13 protein-coding genes and 1 pseudogene are annotated in these 15,048 nt (G+C 62.1%); 3 read left to right on the top strand and 11 right to left on the bottom strand.

What is annotated here, in order from left to right:
- A pseudogene (locus ACXJMY_RS36740) lies at positions 1–117 on the top strand (Lrp/AsnC family transcriptional regulator); the annotation flags it as partial.
- A 14-nt stretch (positions 118–131) separates the two neighbouring features.
- On the opposite strand, the gene ACXJMY_RS36745 reads toward ACXJMY_RS36740, so the two are convergent.
- The 6 genes from ACXJMY_RS36745 to ACXJMY_RS36770 all read right to left on the bottom strand — a co-directional run bounded on the left by ACXJMY_RS36745 (position 132) and on the right by ACXJMY_RS36770 (position 7,792).
- Complete coding sequence (locus tag ACXJMY_RS36745; protein WP_456624236.1) at positions 132–1,793, bottom strand: ABC transporter ATP-binding protein; 1,662 nt, start codon at positions 1,791–1,793, stop codon at positions 132–134.
- Positions 1,790–2,644 carry an ABC transporter permease gene (locus ACXJMY_RS36750; protein ID WP_456624237.1) on the bottom strand — a complete coding sequence of 285 codons (855 nt, stop codon included), beginning with the start codon at positions 2,642–2,644 and terminating at the stop codon, positions 1,790–1,792. Before ACXJMY_RS36750 ends, ACXJMY_RS36745 begins: the two co-directional genes overlap by 4 nt.
- Positions 2,641–3,591 (bottom strand): ABC transporter permease, encoded by a 951-nt coding sequence (locus ACXJMY_RS36755; RefSeq protein WP_456624238.1) that lies wholly within the window; start codon positions 3,589–3,591, stop codon positions 2,641–2,643. The genes ACXJMY_RS36750 and ACXJMY_RS36755 overlap by 4 nt, the downstream gene beginning before the upstream one ends.
- Before the next feature lie 83 nt (positions 3,592–3,674).
- Positions 3,675–5,282, bottom strand: a complete 1,608-nt coding sequence (locus tag ACXJMY_RS36760; protein ID WP_456624239.1) for an ABC transporter substrate-binding protein — start codon at positions 5,280–5,282, stop codon at positions 3,675–3,677.
- A 272-nt stretch (positions 5,283–5,554) separates the two neighbouring features.
- The gene (locus ACXJMY_RS36765; RefSeq protein ID WP_456624240.1) at positions 5,555–6,937 is read right to left on the bottom strand and encodes an aminotransferase class III-fold pyridoxal phosphate-dependent enzyme; all 1,383 of its coding nucleotides are present in this window, start codon (positions 6,935–6,937) and stop codon (positions 5,555–5,557) included.
- Positions 6,938–6,949: 12 nt separating this feature from the next.
- Positions 6,950–7,792 carry a GNAT family N-acetyltransferase gene (locus tag ACXJMY_RS36770; protein WP_456624241.1) on the bottom strand — a complete coding sequence of 281 codons (843 nt, stop codon included), beginning with the start codon at positions 7,790–7,792 and terminating at the stop codon, positions 6,950–6,952.
- 176 nt (positions 7,793–7,968) lie between these two features.
- On the opposite strand from ACXJMY_RS36770, the gene ACXJMY_RS36775 reads away from it, so the two are divergent.
- Both ACXJMY_RS36775 and ACXJMY_RS36780 read left to right on the top strand, forming a co-directional pair.
- Positions 7,969–8,637: a haloacid dehalogenase type II gene (locus tag ACXJMY_RS36775; protein ID WP_456624242.1), complete on the top strand. Its 669-nt coding sequence runs from the start codon at positions 7,969–7,971 to the stop codon at positions 8,635–8,637.
- Positions 8,638–8,652: 15 nt separating this feature from the next.
- Positions 8,653–9,927 (top strand): NAD(P)/FAD-dependent oxidoreductase, encoded by a 1,275-nt coding sequence (locus ACXJMY_RS36780; protein WP_456624243.1) that lies wholly within the window; start codon positions 8,653–8,655, stop codon positions 9,925–9,927.
- 127 nt (positions 9,928–10,054) lie between these two features.
- Here ACXJMY_RS36780 and ACXJMY_RS36785 read toward each other — a convergent pair whose 3' ends face one another.
- The 5 genes from ACXJMY_RS36785 to ACXJMY_RS36805 form a co-directional block, all read right to left on the bottom strand.
- Complete coding sequence (locus ACXJMY_RS36785; protein WP_456624244.1) at positions 10,055–11,512, bottom strand: NAD-dependent succinate-semialdehyde dehydrogenase; 1,458 nt, start codon at positions 11,510–11,512, stop codon at positions 10,055–10,057.
- 17 nt (positions 11,513–11,529) lie between these two features.
- Complete coding sequence (locus ACXJMY_RS36790; RefSeq protein WP_456624245.1) at positions 11,530–12,573, bottom strand: tartrate dehydrogenase; 1,044 nt, start codon at positions 12,571–12,573, stop codon at positions 11,530–11,532.
- 7 nt (positions 12,574–12,580) lie between these two features.
- Positions 12,581–14,044: an aldehyde dehydrogenase family protein gene (locus tag ACXJMY_RS36795; RefSeq protein WP_456624246.1), complete on the bottom strand. Its 1,464-nt coding sequence runs from the start codon at positions 14,042–14,044 to the stop codon at positions 12,581–12,583.
- Entirely contained in the window at positions 14,041–14,391 is a 351-nt protein-coding gene (locus ACXJMY_RS36800; RefSeq protein WP_456624247.1) for a cupin domain-containing protein, read from the bottom strand. Before ACXJMY_RS36800 ends, ACXJMY_RS36795 begins: the two co-directional genes overlap by 4 nt.
- A gap of 12 nt (positions 14,392–14,403) precedes the next feature.
- A partial coding sequence (locus tag ACXJMY_RS36805) for an NAD(P)-dependent oxidoreductase (protein ID WP_456624248.1) occupies positions 14,404–15,048 on the bottom strand: 645 nt, incomplete at its 5' end.

Genomic DNA, 15,048 nt, shown 5'->3' on the forward strand with positions numbered 1-15,048 from the left:
ATCATGGAGCGTCTGACCGATATGGATATCGGCATCGATAAGTATTTCAGCTTCGTTGTCCTCAAGTCGCCCATCGTGCGCTCCCACATGCCACTGACCAGCCTCTTCCCGGCTTGATGCCACCGCGCCAGCTAGTGGTGGCAATAGGTCCGCACCTGCTCTGGATCCTGCTGCAATCCATCCAGCCAGGTCGGGTCGAGTTTCGGCACTGAAGAGAACAAAAGCCGGGTATAGGGATGCTCCGGCACCTTTGACCGGACCGGCGTGATCTCCTCGACCTTCTGACCGCGATACATGACGATGATCTCGTCGCAGATCGCCTCGACGACCGACAGATCATGGCTGATGAAGATGTAGGAAAGACCGAGCTCCCGCTGCAACTCCTTCAGCAGCTCGATCACCGCGGCCGCAACAACCGTATCGAGAGCCGACGTGATCTCGTCGCACAGGATAAGCGTCGGTTCAGCAGCAAGCGCCCGAGCGAAATTGACACGCTGCTTCTGACCGCCTGAAAGTTCTCCTGGCCGTCGTTGGCGCACGGATTTGGGAAGACGGACCAGATCGAGAAGCTCGCTGATGCGCGCATCGCGCGCCTTACCCCTCGTCCCATGATAAAAGGTGAGGGGGCGTCCCAGTATGTCTTCCACGGACTTCGCTGGATTAAGCGCGGTGTCGGCATGCTGGAATACGATTTGAATCTGGCGGAGTTCGTTGCGGGTGCGGCTGCGGCCGGCTTTCCCCAATTCCCGGCCATTGAAGGTGATGCCTCCCGCGTGGGCAGGCAGGATGCCGGCAATTGCCCGGGCAAGGGTTGACTTCCCGCAGCCAGATTCGCCGATGACGCCTAGATTTCGGCCCCGGTCCAGCCTGAGGCTGATCGACTGGACAGCACTGACCAACGGTTCTCCATTGCGCAGGCGAGAGCCGTAGCCGACGGTCAGCTGGTCCACCATCAGCAAAGGCAGGTTCGTTGTCGTTTCGATGTCCGGGACGCGTTCTTGCGCCTTCGGCCTGAAAGCGGCCAGCAGTTCCTGAGTATAGGGATGGCGAGCATGTTCGAGGATCTCGCTGGTGGTGCCGGTCTCCCGGATTTCACCGTCTTTCAGCACGACTATCCTGTCGGCGATCTGGGCAACGACGGCCAGATCGTGGGAGACATAAATGCCGGCGATATTGTGCTGTCTCGTCACGGTCTTGAACGCACGCAGCACCTCCACTTGCGTGGTGACATCGAGCGCCGTCGTGGGTTCGTCGAAGATCACAACCTTCGGTTGGCCGATCAGGGCCATGGCTGCGGCGAGGCGCTGAAGTTGCCCGCCCGAGACCTGGTGAGGATAACGGTCGCCGATGGTTTCCGACTCCGGCAACGACAAGGCCCTGAACAGCGAAATGGCCTTCGCTCGCGCCTGAGCAGCCGGCATGAGCTTGTGAATTTGGGCCACCTCGACGACCTGATCCATGATGGTGATCGCCGGGTTGAAGGCGGCCGCAGCACTCTGCGGCACGTAGGCCACGGTCGTGCCGCGAATGCCGGCGCGTTCCGTTTCCGAAAGACCGACCATGTCAACGCCGCCCACACGGACTTCACCGCCTGTTATTTTGCAGCCTTGCCGGGTGTAGCCCATCAGCGTCAGGGCGATGGTCGTTTTGCCCGAGCCGCTCTCGCCGATCAGGGCGACGATCTCGCCCTCGGCGATATCGAGGCTGACGCCCTTGATGATCTCCAGCCGCCTGCCGGAGTCGGTTGTCGCCTCAACCCTGAGGTTGCGGATCTCAACGAGGTTTCCCGTCATTCGGGGCTCCGGTCGCGGATTCTGCGCGGCAGATTGTCGATCAGAAGGTTGACGCTGATGGTGAGACTTGCGATGGCGAGCGAGGGGAAGAGCACCGCCGGCGCAGCAAAGGGCAGTCCACCGATATTCTCGCGCACGAGCGCGCCCCAGTCGGCGTAGGGTGGTTGCACGCCGAGTCCCAGAAAGGACAGACCGGAGAGCAGTAGCACAACGAAGACGAAGCGGAGGCCGAGGTCGGCCAACACTGGACCCAGAATATTGGGCAGGATTTCCGAGGCGATGAGATAGGGGAGCTTTTCGCCGCGAATCCGGGCCACCACCATGAAGTCCATCGTGTTGACATTGACAGCGAGAGCCCGGGCGAACCGATAGGCTCCCGGGGTGTAGATCACCGACAGCGTCGCAATCAGCGCCGGGATCGACGAGCCGACCGCGGCGACCACGACGAGGCCGAACAGCTTGCTTGGAATCGAGTTCAGCGCATCGAGAAACCGGCTCAGCATGGTGTCGAGCCAGCCTCCGGCAACGGCTGCCGTCATGCCGAGCGCGACGCCGCTGAAACAGGCGATCGAGACGGCGGCAAGCGAAATGCCGAGCGTATAGCGCGCTCCCATCAGGATGCGCGAAAAGATATCCCGACCGAGATAGTCGGACCCGAGCCACAGGTCTCGGCTCACAGGCCCGAAATAATCCGTATCGACGATCTCGCCGACGGAATGGGGGATCATGTGCGGGGCGAAAAGGGCGACGACGACCCAGAGAAGGATCACGCCCAGAGCCGAGATGCCGACAGGATTGGCGCGATAGCCCAATCGAATGCCGCGCCGGCCGGACGAAGTCGATGTCGTCATCGGAGCCTCGGATTGGAAAGGACGGCGACGATGTCCGCAGCCGTGATCAATGCCAGGTAACCAAGGCAGAAGATCATCGCGCAGGTCTGGATCAGCGGGAGATCGCGGGTGGAAACGGCATCGACCATCAGCTTTGCGATCCCGGGATAGTTGAAGATGGTCTCCACGATGATCACGCCGCCGAGCAAGTACGATAGCGAGAGTGCGACCGCATTCACGATGGGACCAAGCGCATTCGGAAGTGCATGTCTCAGCACCACCCGGGGACGCGATGCCCCCTTGAGAAGCGCCATCTCCACGTATGGTGTGTTCAATGTCTCGACCACGGCAGCGCGCGTCATCCGGATCATCTGCGCGGACACGCCGAATGTGAGCGTCATGACCGGCATCGCGTAGGTTCGCATCAGGTCATAGTACGACTTGATCTCGTTGGTGAAGGACAGCGCCGGCAGCCATCTGAGATACACGGCGAAGAGCAGGACGGCCAGGGTTGCGATCATGAACTCCGGTACCGAGATGATACCGATCGTGGCGACGGTAACGATGCGGTCGTAAAGCGTGCCCCGCCACATCGCGGCAGTGATGCCAAGCGTCAGGGCGAATGGCACGGCGATCGCGGCCGTCAATCCTGCAAGCTTCATCGTGTTGGCAAGGCGTCCATGTATCAGATTGGCGATCGGCACGTTGTTGGCGTAGGACGTGCCGAAATCGCCCTGGAAGATGCCGGCGATCCATTTCAGGAATCGGATGATCGCGGGATCGTTGAGGTGCATCGCCTTGCGCAGACCCTCGACGGCTTCTGGCGTCGCGGACTGTCCAAGCAGGATGGTGGCTGTGTCGCCGGGCAACAGCGCGGTGGCAGAGAATACGGCAATGGAAACGATCAAGAGCGTGATCAAGGCGATCAGCAGCCGTCTCATCACGAGCGACGAAATCTGTCTTCTCACGTTCGCACTCCCACATCACCCGGCGATTTCGTCGCCCACGGTTCCGATTTCAGGACCAGGGCAGGGACCTCGCTGGAGCCCAATCAGGTGGCAAGCCAGACGTACTCGGCGAACGCATAGCCCATCATGCCGCCGAGCGGGTTGGGCTCCAGTCCCTTCAGCTTTTCGGTGACGGCGTCCACATTGGAGATGTAGGCCGGAATAATGGTGCCTGCTTCTTCCGACACCATGATCTGCATCTCGTTGTAGATTTCGCGGCGCTTTGCCTGATCGAGCGAGGCACGGGCCTCGGCCAGCATCTTGTCGAACTTCTCCGAAGTGTATCGGCTCTCATTCCATGGAGCATCCGACTTGTAGAGCAGGGAGAACAGGATGTCAGGCGTCGGGCGCGGGTTGACGTTGCCGAAGTGAATCGGCGCCTTGAGCCAGTAATTGCTCCAGTAACCGTCGGAAGGCACGCGCTTCACATCGAGCTTCATGCCGATCTGGGCGGCTGTGGCCTGGACGATCACGGCCATGTCTATCGCCGAATTGGCTGCGTCGGACGTGATGACCTCGATTGGTTGACCGAGAACGCCCGCTTTCTGGAAATGGAATTTGGCCTTTTCCGGGTCGAACGCTTTGGGCTTAAGGGCCGCGTTGTGGTAGAAACTGGCCGGGGATACCGGTTGATCGTTGCCGACTACGCCGAACCCGCGCAGTGCTGACTTGACGATCTGCTCGCGGTTGACCAGGTATTTCATGCCCTCCACGAAATCCCTGTTGTTGCCGGGCGCCATGTCCATGCGAATGTTCAGATCTGTGTAGTTACCCGAAGTCGTCTTGGACAGTGCGAAGCCATTGACGCCATCGAACAGGCGCACGGACCGCGGGTTGATCGCCGCAGCGAGATGAATGTCCCCGGAGAGAAGAGCATTGATGCGGGCGTTTTCATCCTGAATGGCGAAAAACTCGAATGAATCGACATTCGGACCTCCCTTGAAATAGTTGGGGTTTCGAACGCCGATCGAGCGCACGCCGGGTTCGAATTGCTTGCACTTGAAAGCGCCGGTGCCGTTGCCTGAGGAGAAATCGGTCGTGCCGTCGGCCACGATCATAAAGTGATGCATGGACAGGATCGTCGGCAGATCCGCGTTGGGGCTCGCCAGCGTGATCTCGACCGTATTCTTGTCGACGGCCTTGAAGCCGGTCATCTGGATGGCGATCGCCGCGACTTTGGATCCCGTTGCTTTGTCCAGATGGCGCTTCAGCGAGTAGATGACGTCATCGGAGGTCAAGTCCTTGCCGTTGTGGAAGGTAACGCCTTTCTTCAGCTTGATCGTCCAGGTCTGGGCATCGCTGCTCTCGATCGACTCGGCAAGCTCCATCTGGGGCACGCCCGCTCCGTCGAGAAATGTCAGGCGGTTGTAGAACGAGCAACAGCGCACATAGTCGGTCGATAGTGAGGCTTTGGCCGGGTCAAGCGTGTCGGCGGTCGAAGAGGACCAGCCCGCTGCTTTCAGAGCGCCTCCCTTGACAGGCGTCGCCGCTACCGCCTGCGATGCGCGGCCGAGGACCGTGCTGGCGGCTGCCATTGCCATGCCGTTGACAAGCATCAGCTTCAGAAGATCGCGGCGCGAAGTACCGCCGCGAATGGCGCGCTCGATCATCGCGTCGTCTGAACGAGACCAGTTCGTCGTCGTGTCGCTCATCTCAATCCCCTCGCTATTGGATACGGCTATGGCTCAGGTTGCGGTAAGCGGCAGATTGTTCTGCCGGGCCGTTTGTGGTGGATGCCGGCCTGGTCCCGTCATGGCGACCAAGTTGCTGCGTCCTCCAGGCTTTCATTCTTTTCCCGCGCTCGAAGTCTCGCAGGTTAGGCCGGCGGCGGTGGCCGAAAAAACCGAGGCAACGGCACAAAATTGCGAAGATGCGCCCGTTTGTAGTGTTTCGGACCTGCCATCTGCCGGCCCCTTACGCATGCCTACTTTTGTTGCAATGCGGTGCGCACATCCGCATCAGCCAGAGTCTCGTCAAGAATCACGGCCGTGCGCTCGACGATGGCTTCGATGTCGGACTCGGAGCAGCAGAGCGGCGGGGCATAGCCGAGCACGCCTGTCGGGAAGGCCCGGACGATGAGGCCGTTGTTCCAGGCGCGGTCGAAGATGCGCCGCGCCGGTTCGGCCGCGGCGGGGAGCGGCGTCTTGCGTTGTTTGTCGGTGACGAGTTCGATGGCGGCCAGCATGCCGCGGCCGCGCACGTCGCCCACCAGGGGATGATCCTTTAACGATTGAAGGCCGGCCATCAGACGTGCACCGGCTTTCGCGCCATTCGCAAGCAAGCCGCTCTCATAGAGATGCAGCACCTCCAAGGCTACCGCGGCACTGACGGGATGGGCGGAGTAGGTATATCCGTGCCCAACCGCGCTTGCACCCGCCCCATCGGCGATCGTGTCGTAGACATGATCCGACAGGAAGACTGCGCCCATTGGCACATACCCGGAGGTCAGTCCCTTGGCGACGGTCATGAGGTCCGGGACGACGTCGTCCTCGCTGCAGGCGAAAAGTGGACCCGTCCTGCCGAACCCGGTAATGACCTCGTCCGCCACGAAGAGAATGCCATAATCCCGGCACCGTGCGCGCATCGCTTTCATCCAGCCCTTGGGCGGCACGAGCACGCCACCCGATCCTTGGATCGGCTCGGCATAGAATGCGGCGACGCGATGTGGACCACCGATCTCCGCGATCTTCGCCTCGAGCGCTGCCAGCGAGGCCGCGATGATGGCATCTTCATCCTGCCCGGCAGGATTCCGATAGACATAGTGCGAGGGGATCGTGTGCTGCCAGCTGAGCGGCAGGCCGAAACCGGCATGGAAGGCGGGCAAGGCTGTCAACCCGGCGCCGACCGTTGAGGACCCATGATATCCCTGCTCGACGGAGATGAATTGGTCGCGTTGCGGTTCGCGTCGGGCGTGCCAGTAGTAGCGGATGAAACGTACCGAGCTGTCGACGGCATCCGAACCGCCCAGCGTGAAGTAGATGTGGTTCAGGTCACCGGGAGCCCGCTGTGCCAATTCCGCCGCGAGCCGGATCGCCGGCTCCGAGCCAAGGCTGAAATAGCCCGTTGCGTAGGGAAGCTCACGCATCTGCCTGGAAGCGGCCGCAACGATGCTCTCATGACCATAGCCGGCGTTGACACACCAGAGACCGGCGAAGCCGTCGACGAGTTGGTGGCCGGAGGCATCGGTCACCGTCACTCCCTTGGCTGATTTCAGCACCTTGACCCCGGCTGCCTCGTGGCCCCGATAGGAGGTGACCGGGTGGATGAGATGGGCCCGATCGAGCTCGATGAGTGAATTGCTGAGCATTGAGGTCTCCAGTTACCCGAAAGCCTGGCTGGCAAGGGCGAATGTGGTAAATGGCGCGCAGATGGACCGCGCAACTGTGGGGCGCTGCATGGCAATGCCTTCGTCGACCCGGACGAGTCCCTCGTCTGTGAGCCAGGCCCCCAATTGAGAGGCCTCGGTGGTATCCACGCGAACGAAGCGTCCTTCCCGCCCCGCCATGAAATAAGCCAGCAGGGCCTTCCCGTCGTCCGCGTTCGCGGCCACGACGGGGCCGATCACCTCGCCTCTGCCGAAGGCGCGTAACGCCGCAAATCCGCCGATGCTCTGGCCGTGATCGAGCACGGCCAGTTGGCCGACCTTCGCAAGCGCGCAAAGCAGATCTCTCCGGTCTGCGCCGTACGCGCTTTTGTCGAGTTCAAGGATCCCGAAGATGTCGTGCGACTCGGCCGGCCGGACTTTGGCGGGCGGGGCGACATGCAGCACCGGTCCTTGATGCTGGACGATGGTCCCCGTCCGGCAAAAGCCGAGCTTCTCATAGAGCGGCAGGCCCTCGCTGGTTGCAACCAGTCTCAGCGCACGCGATCCCGCCAGCGCGATGGCTGCCTCCATGAGCTCACGGCCCAATCCGCGCCCGCGGGCGGCTTCATCGACGATGACCATGTTGATGGTTGCGACATCGCGCTTGTAGGGCGTCATCAGAACCGTCCCGACGACGGTTGAAGCATTCGCCTCCAATGCGACGAATCCCGCGCTCAGATCGAGTGCCAGTTGCCAGTCCTCGAGGCGGTGCGGCCAGCCGGCATGACGCGAAAGGCGCAACGCACCTTCGAGATGCTCGGGGCGGAAGGCGCTGAGCGATATGGTGCTCGTGATCATCAACCGGTTTTCCTGTCCGGTACCAGTCTCGTATTTTGCCGATATGCAGATCGTCTGAAGCGCATGGCGCGAACGGTATCTTCCACCGCAGCCGGCGGAGAAACCGCATCTTATGCCGCGCGGCCGCTCTATCATTTGTGGCCGTGACATCGCGCAAGCGCGCCAGGATGAGGATGATGAGCCACTTTCGCCCGAAATATGTGACTTTCGACTGCTATGGCACGCTAACGAATTTCCAGATGGCAGAAGCAGCGCAAGATCTCTATGGCGCGCTTCTGGCCAAGCCGCAGATGACCGAACTTGTCAGGGACTTCGCGGCGTATCGGCTCGACGAGGTTCTCGGCGACTGGAAGCCCTACGCCGAGGTGGTCCACAACGCGCTGGAGCGCGCCTGCAAGCGCAATGGCGTCGCTTTCAAGGTCGAGCATGCGCAGACGGTCTACGAGCGCGTGCCGACTTGGGGACCGCATCCCGACGTTCCTGCAGGTCTTGCCAAAGTCGCCAAGGAGATTCCGCTCGTCATCCTCTCGAACGCCATGAATGTGCAGATCCCGTCCAACGTGGCGAAGCTTGGCGTGCCGTTCCATTCAGTGGTTACGGCCGAACAGGCCAAGTCCTACAAGCCCCGCATGAAGGGCTTCGAATACATGTTCGATGCGCTGGGCTGCGGGCCGGAAGACGTGGTGCACTGTTCCTCCTCGTTCCGCTATGATCTGATGACGGCGCATGACCTCGGCATCAAGAACAAGGTGTGGGTCAATCGTGGACATGAGCCCGCCAACCCCTATTACGGCTACGTTGAGATCAGCGACATTGCCGGCCTGCCTGGCGTATTCGGGCTTTGAGATCGCGGGTCTGCGGTGAAATACGTCTCTTATTGGCACGACACTGCACCGAGCTTCGGCGGCGGATCTGAAGGTCCCGTCGACGGTCATTACGACGTTGCAGTGATCGGCGGCGGCTTCACGGGCCTCGGAGCTGCGCGTCAGCTTGCGAAGGCGGGAACCAGTGTCGTTGTTCTCGAAGCAGACCGTGTAAGCAGCGGAGCCTCAGGCCGGAACGGCGGTCATCTCAACAATGGTCTGGCGCACAGTTATGTTGCCRCCAAGGCGGAATTGGGCAGGGAGCGAGCTATCGCACTCTACCGTGCGTTCGATGCCTCCATCGACACGCTCGAAGCGCTGATCGCGGAGGAGGGCATCGACTGCAGTTTCCGCCGCGCCGGCAAGCTGAAGCTCGCCTCCAAGCCAAAGCACTTCGATGCCATCGCGCGGAACTTCGAAGCAGTCCATCGTGAAGTGGATCCGGAGACCGCGTTGCTGTCCGCTCAGGATCTGAACTCCGAGGTCGGCTCGCCCTTCTTCGGCGCGATGCTCTCGAAGAAGAGCGCGATGATGCATATGGGGCGTTATGGCGTCGGGCTCGCCGAAGCAGCCAAGCGCCGCGGTGCTGTTATCTTCGAGAAGGCGCCGGTCACCGCGCAGGTGCGCGCAGGCTCGCGCCATCGCCTGATGACCTCGCGCGRCAGCGTCACCGCGGATCAAGTGTTGCTGGCGACAGGCGCCTATACCACACCTAATTTCCGCTACTTCCGTCGGCGCATCGTTACTGTCGGCAGCTTCATCGTCGCGACACGGCCGCTGGACGCAGGCGAAATCGCGGCCACGATGCCCGGCAACCGCACCTGCGTCAATTCGATGAACGTCGGCAATTATTTTCGCCTTGCTCCCGACAACCGATTGATTTTCGGGGGACGTGCGCGATTCTCGGCGACATCCGATCAGCGCTCCGACGCCAAGAGCGGCGCCGTGCTCGCGGATGCTCTCGCGCACATCTTTCCGCAACTTGCCGGCATCGCGATCGACTATTGCTGGGGTGGGCTCGTTGACATGACTAGCGATCGCTATCCGCGCGCCGGCTACCAGGACGGCCTTTGGTATGCGATGGGTTATTCAGGCCATGGTGCGCAGCTGTCGACCCATCTTGGCATGGTCATCGCTGATGCGATGCTTGGACGAGAAGATCAAAACCCGTTGAAGGGCCTCGACTGGCCTGCCGTCCCCGGTCATTTCGGCAAGCCGTGGTTCCTGCCGCTGGTCGGCATGTATTACAAGATGCTCGATCGCGTTCAGTAGTACGAAAGCGACAACTCTACGCTTCACTCTGGCCACGATCCGGGAGCATCGGCCGGCTGAGTACGGGGCGCGCGGTTGCCCGACGGTGCTGGAGGGCACAAGCGGCGCGCCCTCCAGCCCGCCACCGCTAGCCCAGCCCGCCGATATGGAAGGTTTTCATTTCCAGATATTCCTCGATCCCGACCTGCGCTCCCTCGCGCCCCAATCCGGATTGCTTGACGCCGCCGAAGGGGGCCACTTCCGTCGACACCATGCCCGTATTGAGACCGACCATGCCGGCCTCGAGTGCCTCCGCAACGCGCCAGGATCGCTTGAGGTCTGTGGTGTAGAAATAAGCGGCGAGGCCAAAGAGCGTTGCATTTGCGATGGCGATCGCATCCTCGTCGGTCTCGAAGCGGAACAGCGGCGCGACCGGGCCAAATGTTTCTTCGTGTGCCATCACCATCTCGGTATTTGCATTGGTGAGGACGATCGGGGCTGTGAATTGTGCACCTTCGGGCAGTGCAGCCGGTCGGGTGGCGATACGAGCGCCCTTGGACAGCGCATCGGCGACATGGCGGTTGATCTTGCTGATCGCCGCCTCGTTGATCATGGGTCCAATCGCAACACCCGGCTCTAGGCCGGGGCCCACCTTCATGCTGTTGACGCGAGCGACGAGTTTGTCCGCGAAGGCATCGTAGATGCCCGCCTGCACGAGAATCCGATTGGCGCAAACGCAGGTCTGGCCGCCGTTGCGGAATTTCGACGTGATCGCGCCCTCGACCGCGAGGTCGAGATCGGCATCGTCGAAAACGACGAAAGGCGCGTTTCCGCCGAGCTCGAGGCTGATGCGCTTGACGCTATCGGCGGCGCCGCGCATCAGCAGCGAGCCGATGCGGGTCGAACCTGTGAACGAGATCTTGCGGACGGTTTCGTTGGCCATGATCTCGGCGCCGATTTCCGTCGGCAGGCCGGTGACGACGTTGATCACGCCCGCGGGGATACCGGCGCGCTCGGCGAGAACCGCGAGAGCCAGCGCCGAGTAGGGCGTGAAATCGGAGGGCTTGATCACGACCGTGCAACCGGCCGCGAGCGCGGGCGCTACCTTGCGCGTGATCATCGCGTTCGGAAAATTCCAGGGCGTGATGATGCCGCACACGCCAATCGGCTCTTTGAGAACCACGATGCGCCGGTCGGCCGTTGGTGATGGGATCGTCGTGCCGCCAATCCGGCGGGCTTCCTCGGCAAACCATTTGACGAAGGAGGCACCGTAGCGGATCTCGCCCTTGGCCTCATCCAACGGCTTGCCCTGCTCGAGCGTCAGAACGCGCGCGAGATCGTCCAGATGCGCGATCATGAGTCCGTGCCAGGTCTCAAGAAGCGCAGCGCGCTCCGCGTTCGTTCTTGCGCGCCAGGCGGGGTAGGCCTTGCCGGCGGCCGCAATGGCGGCCCGTGTGTCATCCCGCCCCATGTCCGGCACCGTGCCAAGAACCATCTGCGTCGCGGGATCGATCACGTCGATGGTCTTGCCCGACAGCGCTCCTTGCCATTCGCCACCGATCAAGCCCTGCTGGCGGAAGAGCCCGTCGTCGCTCAGCTTCTGCATGTTCCGATCCTCGTCTGTTAAGAAATCTCTGAAAGCACTGCTGCGGTGATGGCGCCGGTCCGCTCCTTGCCTTGAACCGTACCGATGCCGCGGGAGGTGGTCGCCTCCAGCGCGGCCATGATGCGAGCCGCAGCATCGTGCTCGCCAAGATGGTCGAGCATCATTGCCCCTGACCAGATGGCTGCGATCGGGTTGGCAATGCCGAGACGGGCGATGTCGGGTGCGGAGCCATGAACGGGCTCGAACATCGAAGGGGCGCTGCGGTCCGGGTTGATGTTGGCCGAGGCGGCAAAGCCGAGTCCGCCCTGGATGGCCGCGCCGAGATCGGTCAGGATGTCGCCGAAGAGATTGGAGGCGACGACAACGTCGAGGCTCTCCGGCGCGAGGACCATGCGCGCGGCGAGCGCGTCCACGTGGTAGCTTTTGACTTCGACATCCGGGTATTCGGCGGCAATGCGCCGCGTCATCTCGTCCCAGAAGACCATCGAGAATTTTTGGGCATTCGATTTTGTGACCGAGGCGAGCTTTCCGCTTCGCTTGCGCGCCTGTTCGAATCCGAAGCGCAGGATTCGCTCCACGCCGGCGCGCGTAAAAACCGCGGTCTCGACTGCCACCTCGTCGGAGGTGCCCTGATGCACGCGTCCGCCGGCGCCCGCGTACTCGCCTTCAGTGTTTTCGCGAATGCAGAGGATGTCGAACTCGGTCGCTTTCAGCGGGCCGTTGACGCCGGCGAGCAGGCGGTGCGGCCGAACGTTGGCGTATTGGGTAAACTCCTTGCGGATCGGCAGCAAGAGCCCATGCAGCGACACGGCGTCTGGTACTTCCGCTGGCCAGCCGACAGCGCCGAGCAGGATTGCGTCGAACTTCCGAAGCATATCGAGGCCGTCGCCAGGCATCATCATGCCCGTGTCCTTGTAGAAGGCGCACGACCATGGAAATCTGGTGCCACTGAGCGCAAAGCCCGAATGCGTGGCGACAGCTTCGAGCACCGCCCATGCGGCGTCCGTCACTTCGCTGCCAATACCGTCGCCCGGAATGAGTGCAATTGCGTAGTTCTTCATGGAGCTTCTACAGGTGGATCAGCACGCTCTTCGAGCGGCGGTTTGCGTGATAGGCCTCGCGGCCGAGGTCCTTGCCGATGCCGGAGCGCTTGTAGCCGCCCGTCGGCAGGATGTGGTCGCGCGATCGGCCGTAGCCATTGACCCACACGGTGCCGGCGGAAAGTGCGCGTGTGATGCGCAAGACGCGTGAAAGATCGCGGGTGAAGACGCCGGCGGCGAGACCGTAGGTCGGGTGATCGGCGAGCGCCAATGCCTCTTCCTCGGTCGTGAATGTCTGCAGCGTCAGGACGGGTCCGAAGATTTCCTCGCTAATGGCGGGAGACGATTGCTTCACATTTGCAAGAAGCGTCGGCGCATAGAAATAGCCGTTGCCCTCCATCGGTACGCCACCCGTCAGACATTCGGCGGCTTCCGCACATGCTGCTTGCACGATCGCGTGAATTCTCGAGCGCTGCCGCTCCGAGATGATCGGAGAATAGGTCGTCGCGGCGTCCCAAGTAGGGCCTGCGCGAACGGCTTTCATGCGGGCGAGGATGGCTTCAACAAGTGGCTCGGCCACGGAGCCATGCGCGATCAGGCGCGATCCGGCGACGCAGGCCTGACCGGCGTTGGCGAGGATGCTGCCGGCAATCGCGGCGGCGGCCTGTTCGAGATCGGCGTCCGCAAACACGATCTGCGGGCTCTTGCCACCGAGTTCGAGCGTCATCGGCTTGATGCCGGAGCGCGCAACATTGGCCATGATCGCAGATCCCGCACCGGTCGATCCGGTGAAACTCACTTTGGCAATATCGGGATGTCCCGTGATGGCGGCGCCGGTCGTAGGTCCATCGCCGAGCACGACATTGATGAGTCCCGCAGGCACGCCCGCCTTGACCGCCAGTTGGGCGAGAAAAATCGATGAGAACGGCGTCATCTCGGACGGCTTCAGCACGACCGCATTCCCCGCCGCGAGGGCCGGTCCGAGCTTCCAGCCAGCCATCGAGACTGGAAAATTCCAGGGCGTGATGGCGCCGACGACCCCGAAGGGCTCGGTCATGATCATGCCGAGATGCTTGTCGTCGGTGGGCACGAGATCGCTGCCCTCCTTGTCGGCGAATTCAGCAAAGAAGCGAATTTGCTCCGCAGTGACCGCGATGTCTCCTGCACCCAGTTGACCGACCGGACGGGTCGAAGAAACCGCCTCGAGCTGAGCGAGTGCCTTGGCCTCGCTCTCCATCAGATCGGCCCATCGCCGCAGCACGTTGGCTCGCTCGCGCGGCCGCACGCCGCCCCAGTTGCTGGTCTTCAAAGCCTTCCTGGCGGTCTGGACCGCGTCGTCCACGATCTCCTCCGACGCGATGGGACATTCAGCGTAGAATGAGCCATCCGACGGGCGGCGCATCGGAAGCAGGCCGGGAGCACCCAGCAGCCGACCACCTATGAAGTGGCCGACGGGTAGCGAGATCTGCTCGGGGTCGAAGCTGAGGCTCATGACACTGTGACGTAGATCTTGCGGACGGTCTCGACGGTCTTCCACACGCCGGTAAATCCGGGCTTCATGAGGAAGCTGTCGCCAGCTCTGAAGGTCAGAGGAGCGCCGCCGTCGGGCGTGATCTCGACGACGCCCGAGATGACATGACAGAACTCGAAAGTGTCACCCTTGATGGAACGTGTCTCGCCTTGGGTCGCCTCCCAGACGCCGGTATGCACGCGTTCACCCTTGGCCACGTCCTGCGCCCAGGTCTTGTAGTTGGGGGCGCCGGCAATGAGCCGCTCCGGCAAGGGCGTCGATTCTTTCGGGGCGAAAGTCGGATTTGGATCAATCAGTTTCAGCAACATTTTGAGCTCCTCTCAGTAACCGCGAGTCCGATCCACGAGTCCGATGGGATCGAGACCCGCCTCGTGTCGCTTGATGTTGTCGATGACCGCGCGCGCAGCGGTTTCCGCCTGCGTTGCGCCTGCCACATGCGGGGTAAGCAGCACTCCGGGGTGAGTCCATAGCGGGTGATCGGCCGGTAGAGGCTCTGGTTCGGTGACATCGATCATGGCCCCGGCGAGATGACCTGTGTCCAGGGCAGCGAGCAACGCTAGCGGATCGAGCTGTGCGCCGCGCCCCGCATGGACGAGAGCTGCGCCTTTCGGCAACTGTGCAAACAGGTCGCGATCCAACATTCCGTGCGTTTCCTCCGTGAGAGGGAGCAGGCAGACGAGGATGTCGGTCTCGGCGAGCATCTGGCTGAGCCCGGCTTGACCGCAATATGTTGCAATTCCCTCGATCGTCTTGTCCGATCGGCTCCAGCCACTCAAGCCAAAGCCGAAAGGTTTCAGGCTCTCCAGCACGGCGCGGGCGAGTACGCCAAGCCCGAGCAGCCCGACCCGCCGATCGGCGGCCTGCTTCTGCGACAGCACCCGCCATTCACGTCGTCGCTGCAAATCGACATAGGCAGGAAGGTTGCGGTGGAGCGCCAACACCGCGAGCGTGACGTACTCCTGCAT

Source organism: Bradyrhizobium sp. P5_C12 (assembly GCF_054049735.1).

Excerpts from the sequence above, each read along its gene's own strand:
- ACXJMY_RS36790 (WP_456624245.1), bottom strand. The coding sequence starts at position 12,573 with ATGAAGAACTACGCAATTGCACTCATTCCGGGCGACGGTATTGGCAGC.
- ACXJMY_RS36775 (WP_456624242.1), top strand. The coding sequence starts at position 7,969 with ATGAGCCACTTTCGCCCGAAATATGTGACTTTCGACTGCTATGGCACG.
- ACXJMY_RS36800 (WP_456624247.1), bottom strand. The coding sequence starts at position 14,391 with ATGTTGCTGAAACTGATTGATCCAAATCCGACTTTCGCCCCGAAAGAA.
- ACXJMY_RS36745 (WP_456624236.1), bottom strand. The coding sequence starts at position 1,793 with ATGACGGGAAACCTCGTTGAGATCCGCAACCTCAGGGTTGAGGCGACA.
- ACXJMY_RS36765 (WP_456624240.1), bottom strand. The coding sequence starts at position 6,937 with ATGCTCAGCAATTCACTCATCGAGCTCGATCGGGCCCATCTCATCCAC.
- ACXJMY_RS36760 (WP_456624239.1), bottom strand. The coding sequence starts at position 5,282 with ATGAGCGACACGACGACGAACTGGTCTCGTTCAGACGACGCGATGATC.
- ACXJMY_RS36785 (WP_456624244.1), bottom strand. The coding sequence starts at position 11,512 with ATGCAGAAGCTGAGCGACGACGGGCTCTTCCGCCAGCAGGGCTTGATC.
- ACXJMY_RS36770 (WP_456624241.1), bottom strand. The coding sequence starts at position 7,792 with ATGATCACGAGCACCATATCGCTCAGCGCCTTCCGCCCCGAGCATCTC.
- ACXJMY_RS36795 (WP_456624246.1), bottom strand. The coding sequence starts at position 14,044 with ATGAGCCTCAGCTTCGACCCCGAGCAGATCTCGCTACCCGTCGGCCAC.
- ACXJMY_RS36750 (WP_456624237.1), bottom strand. The coding sequence starts at position 2,644 with ATGACGACATCGACTTCGTCCGGCCGGCGCGGCATTCGATTGGGCTAT.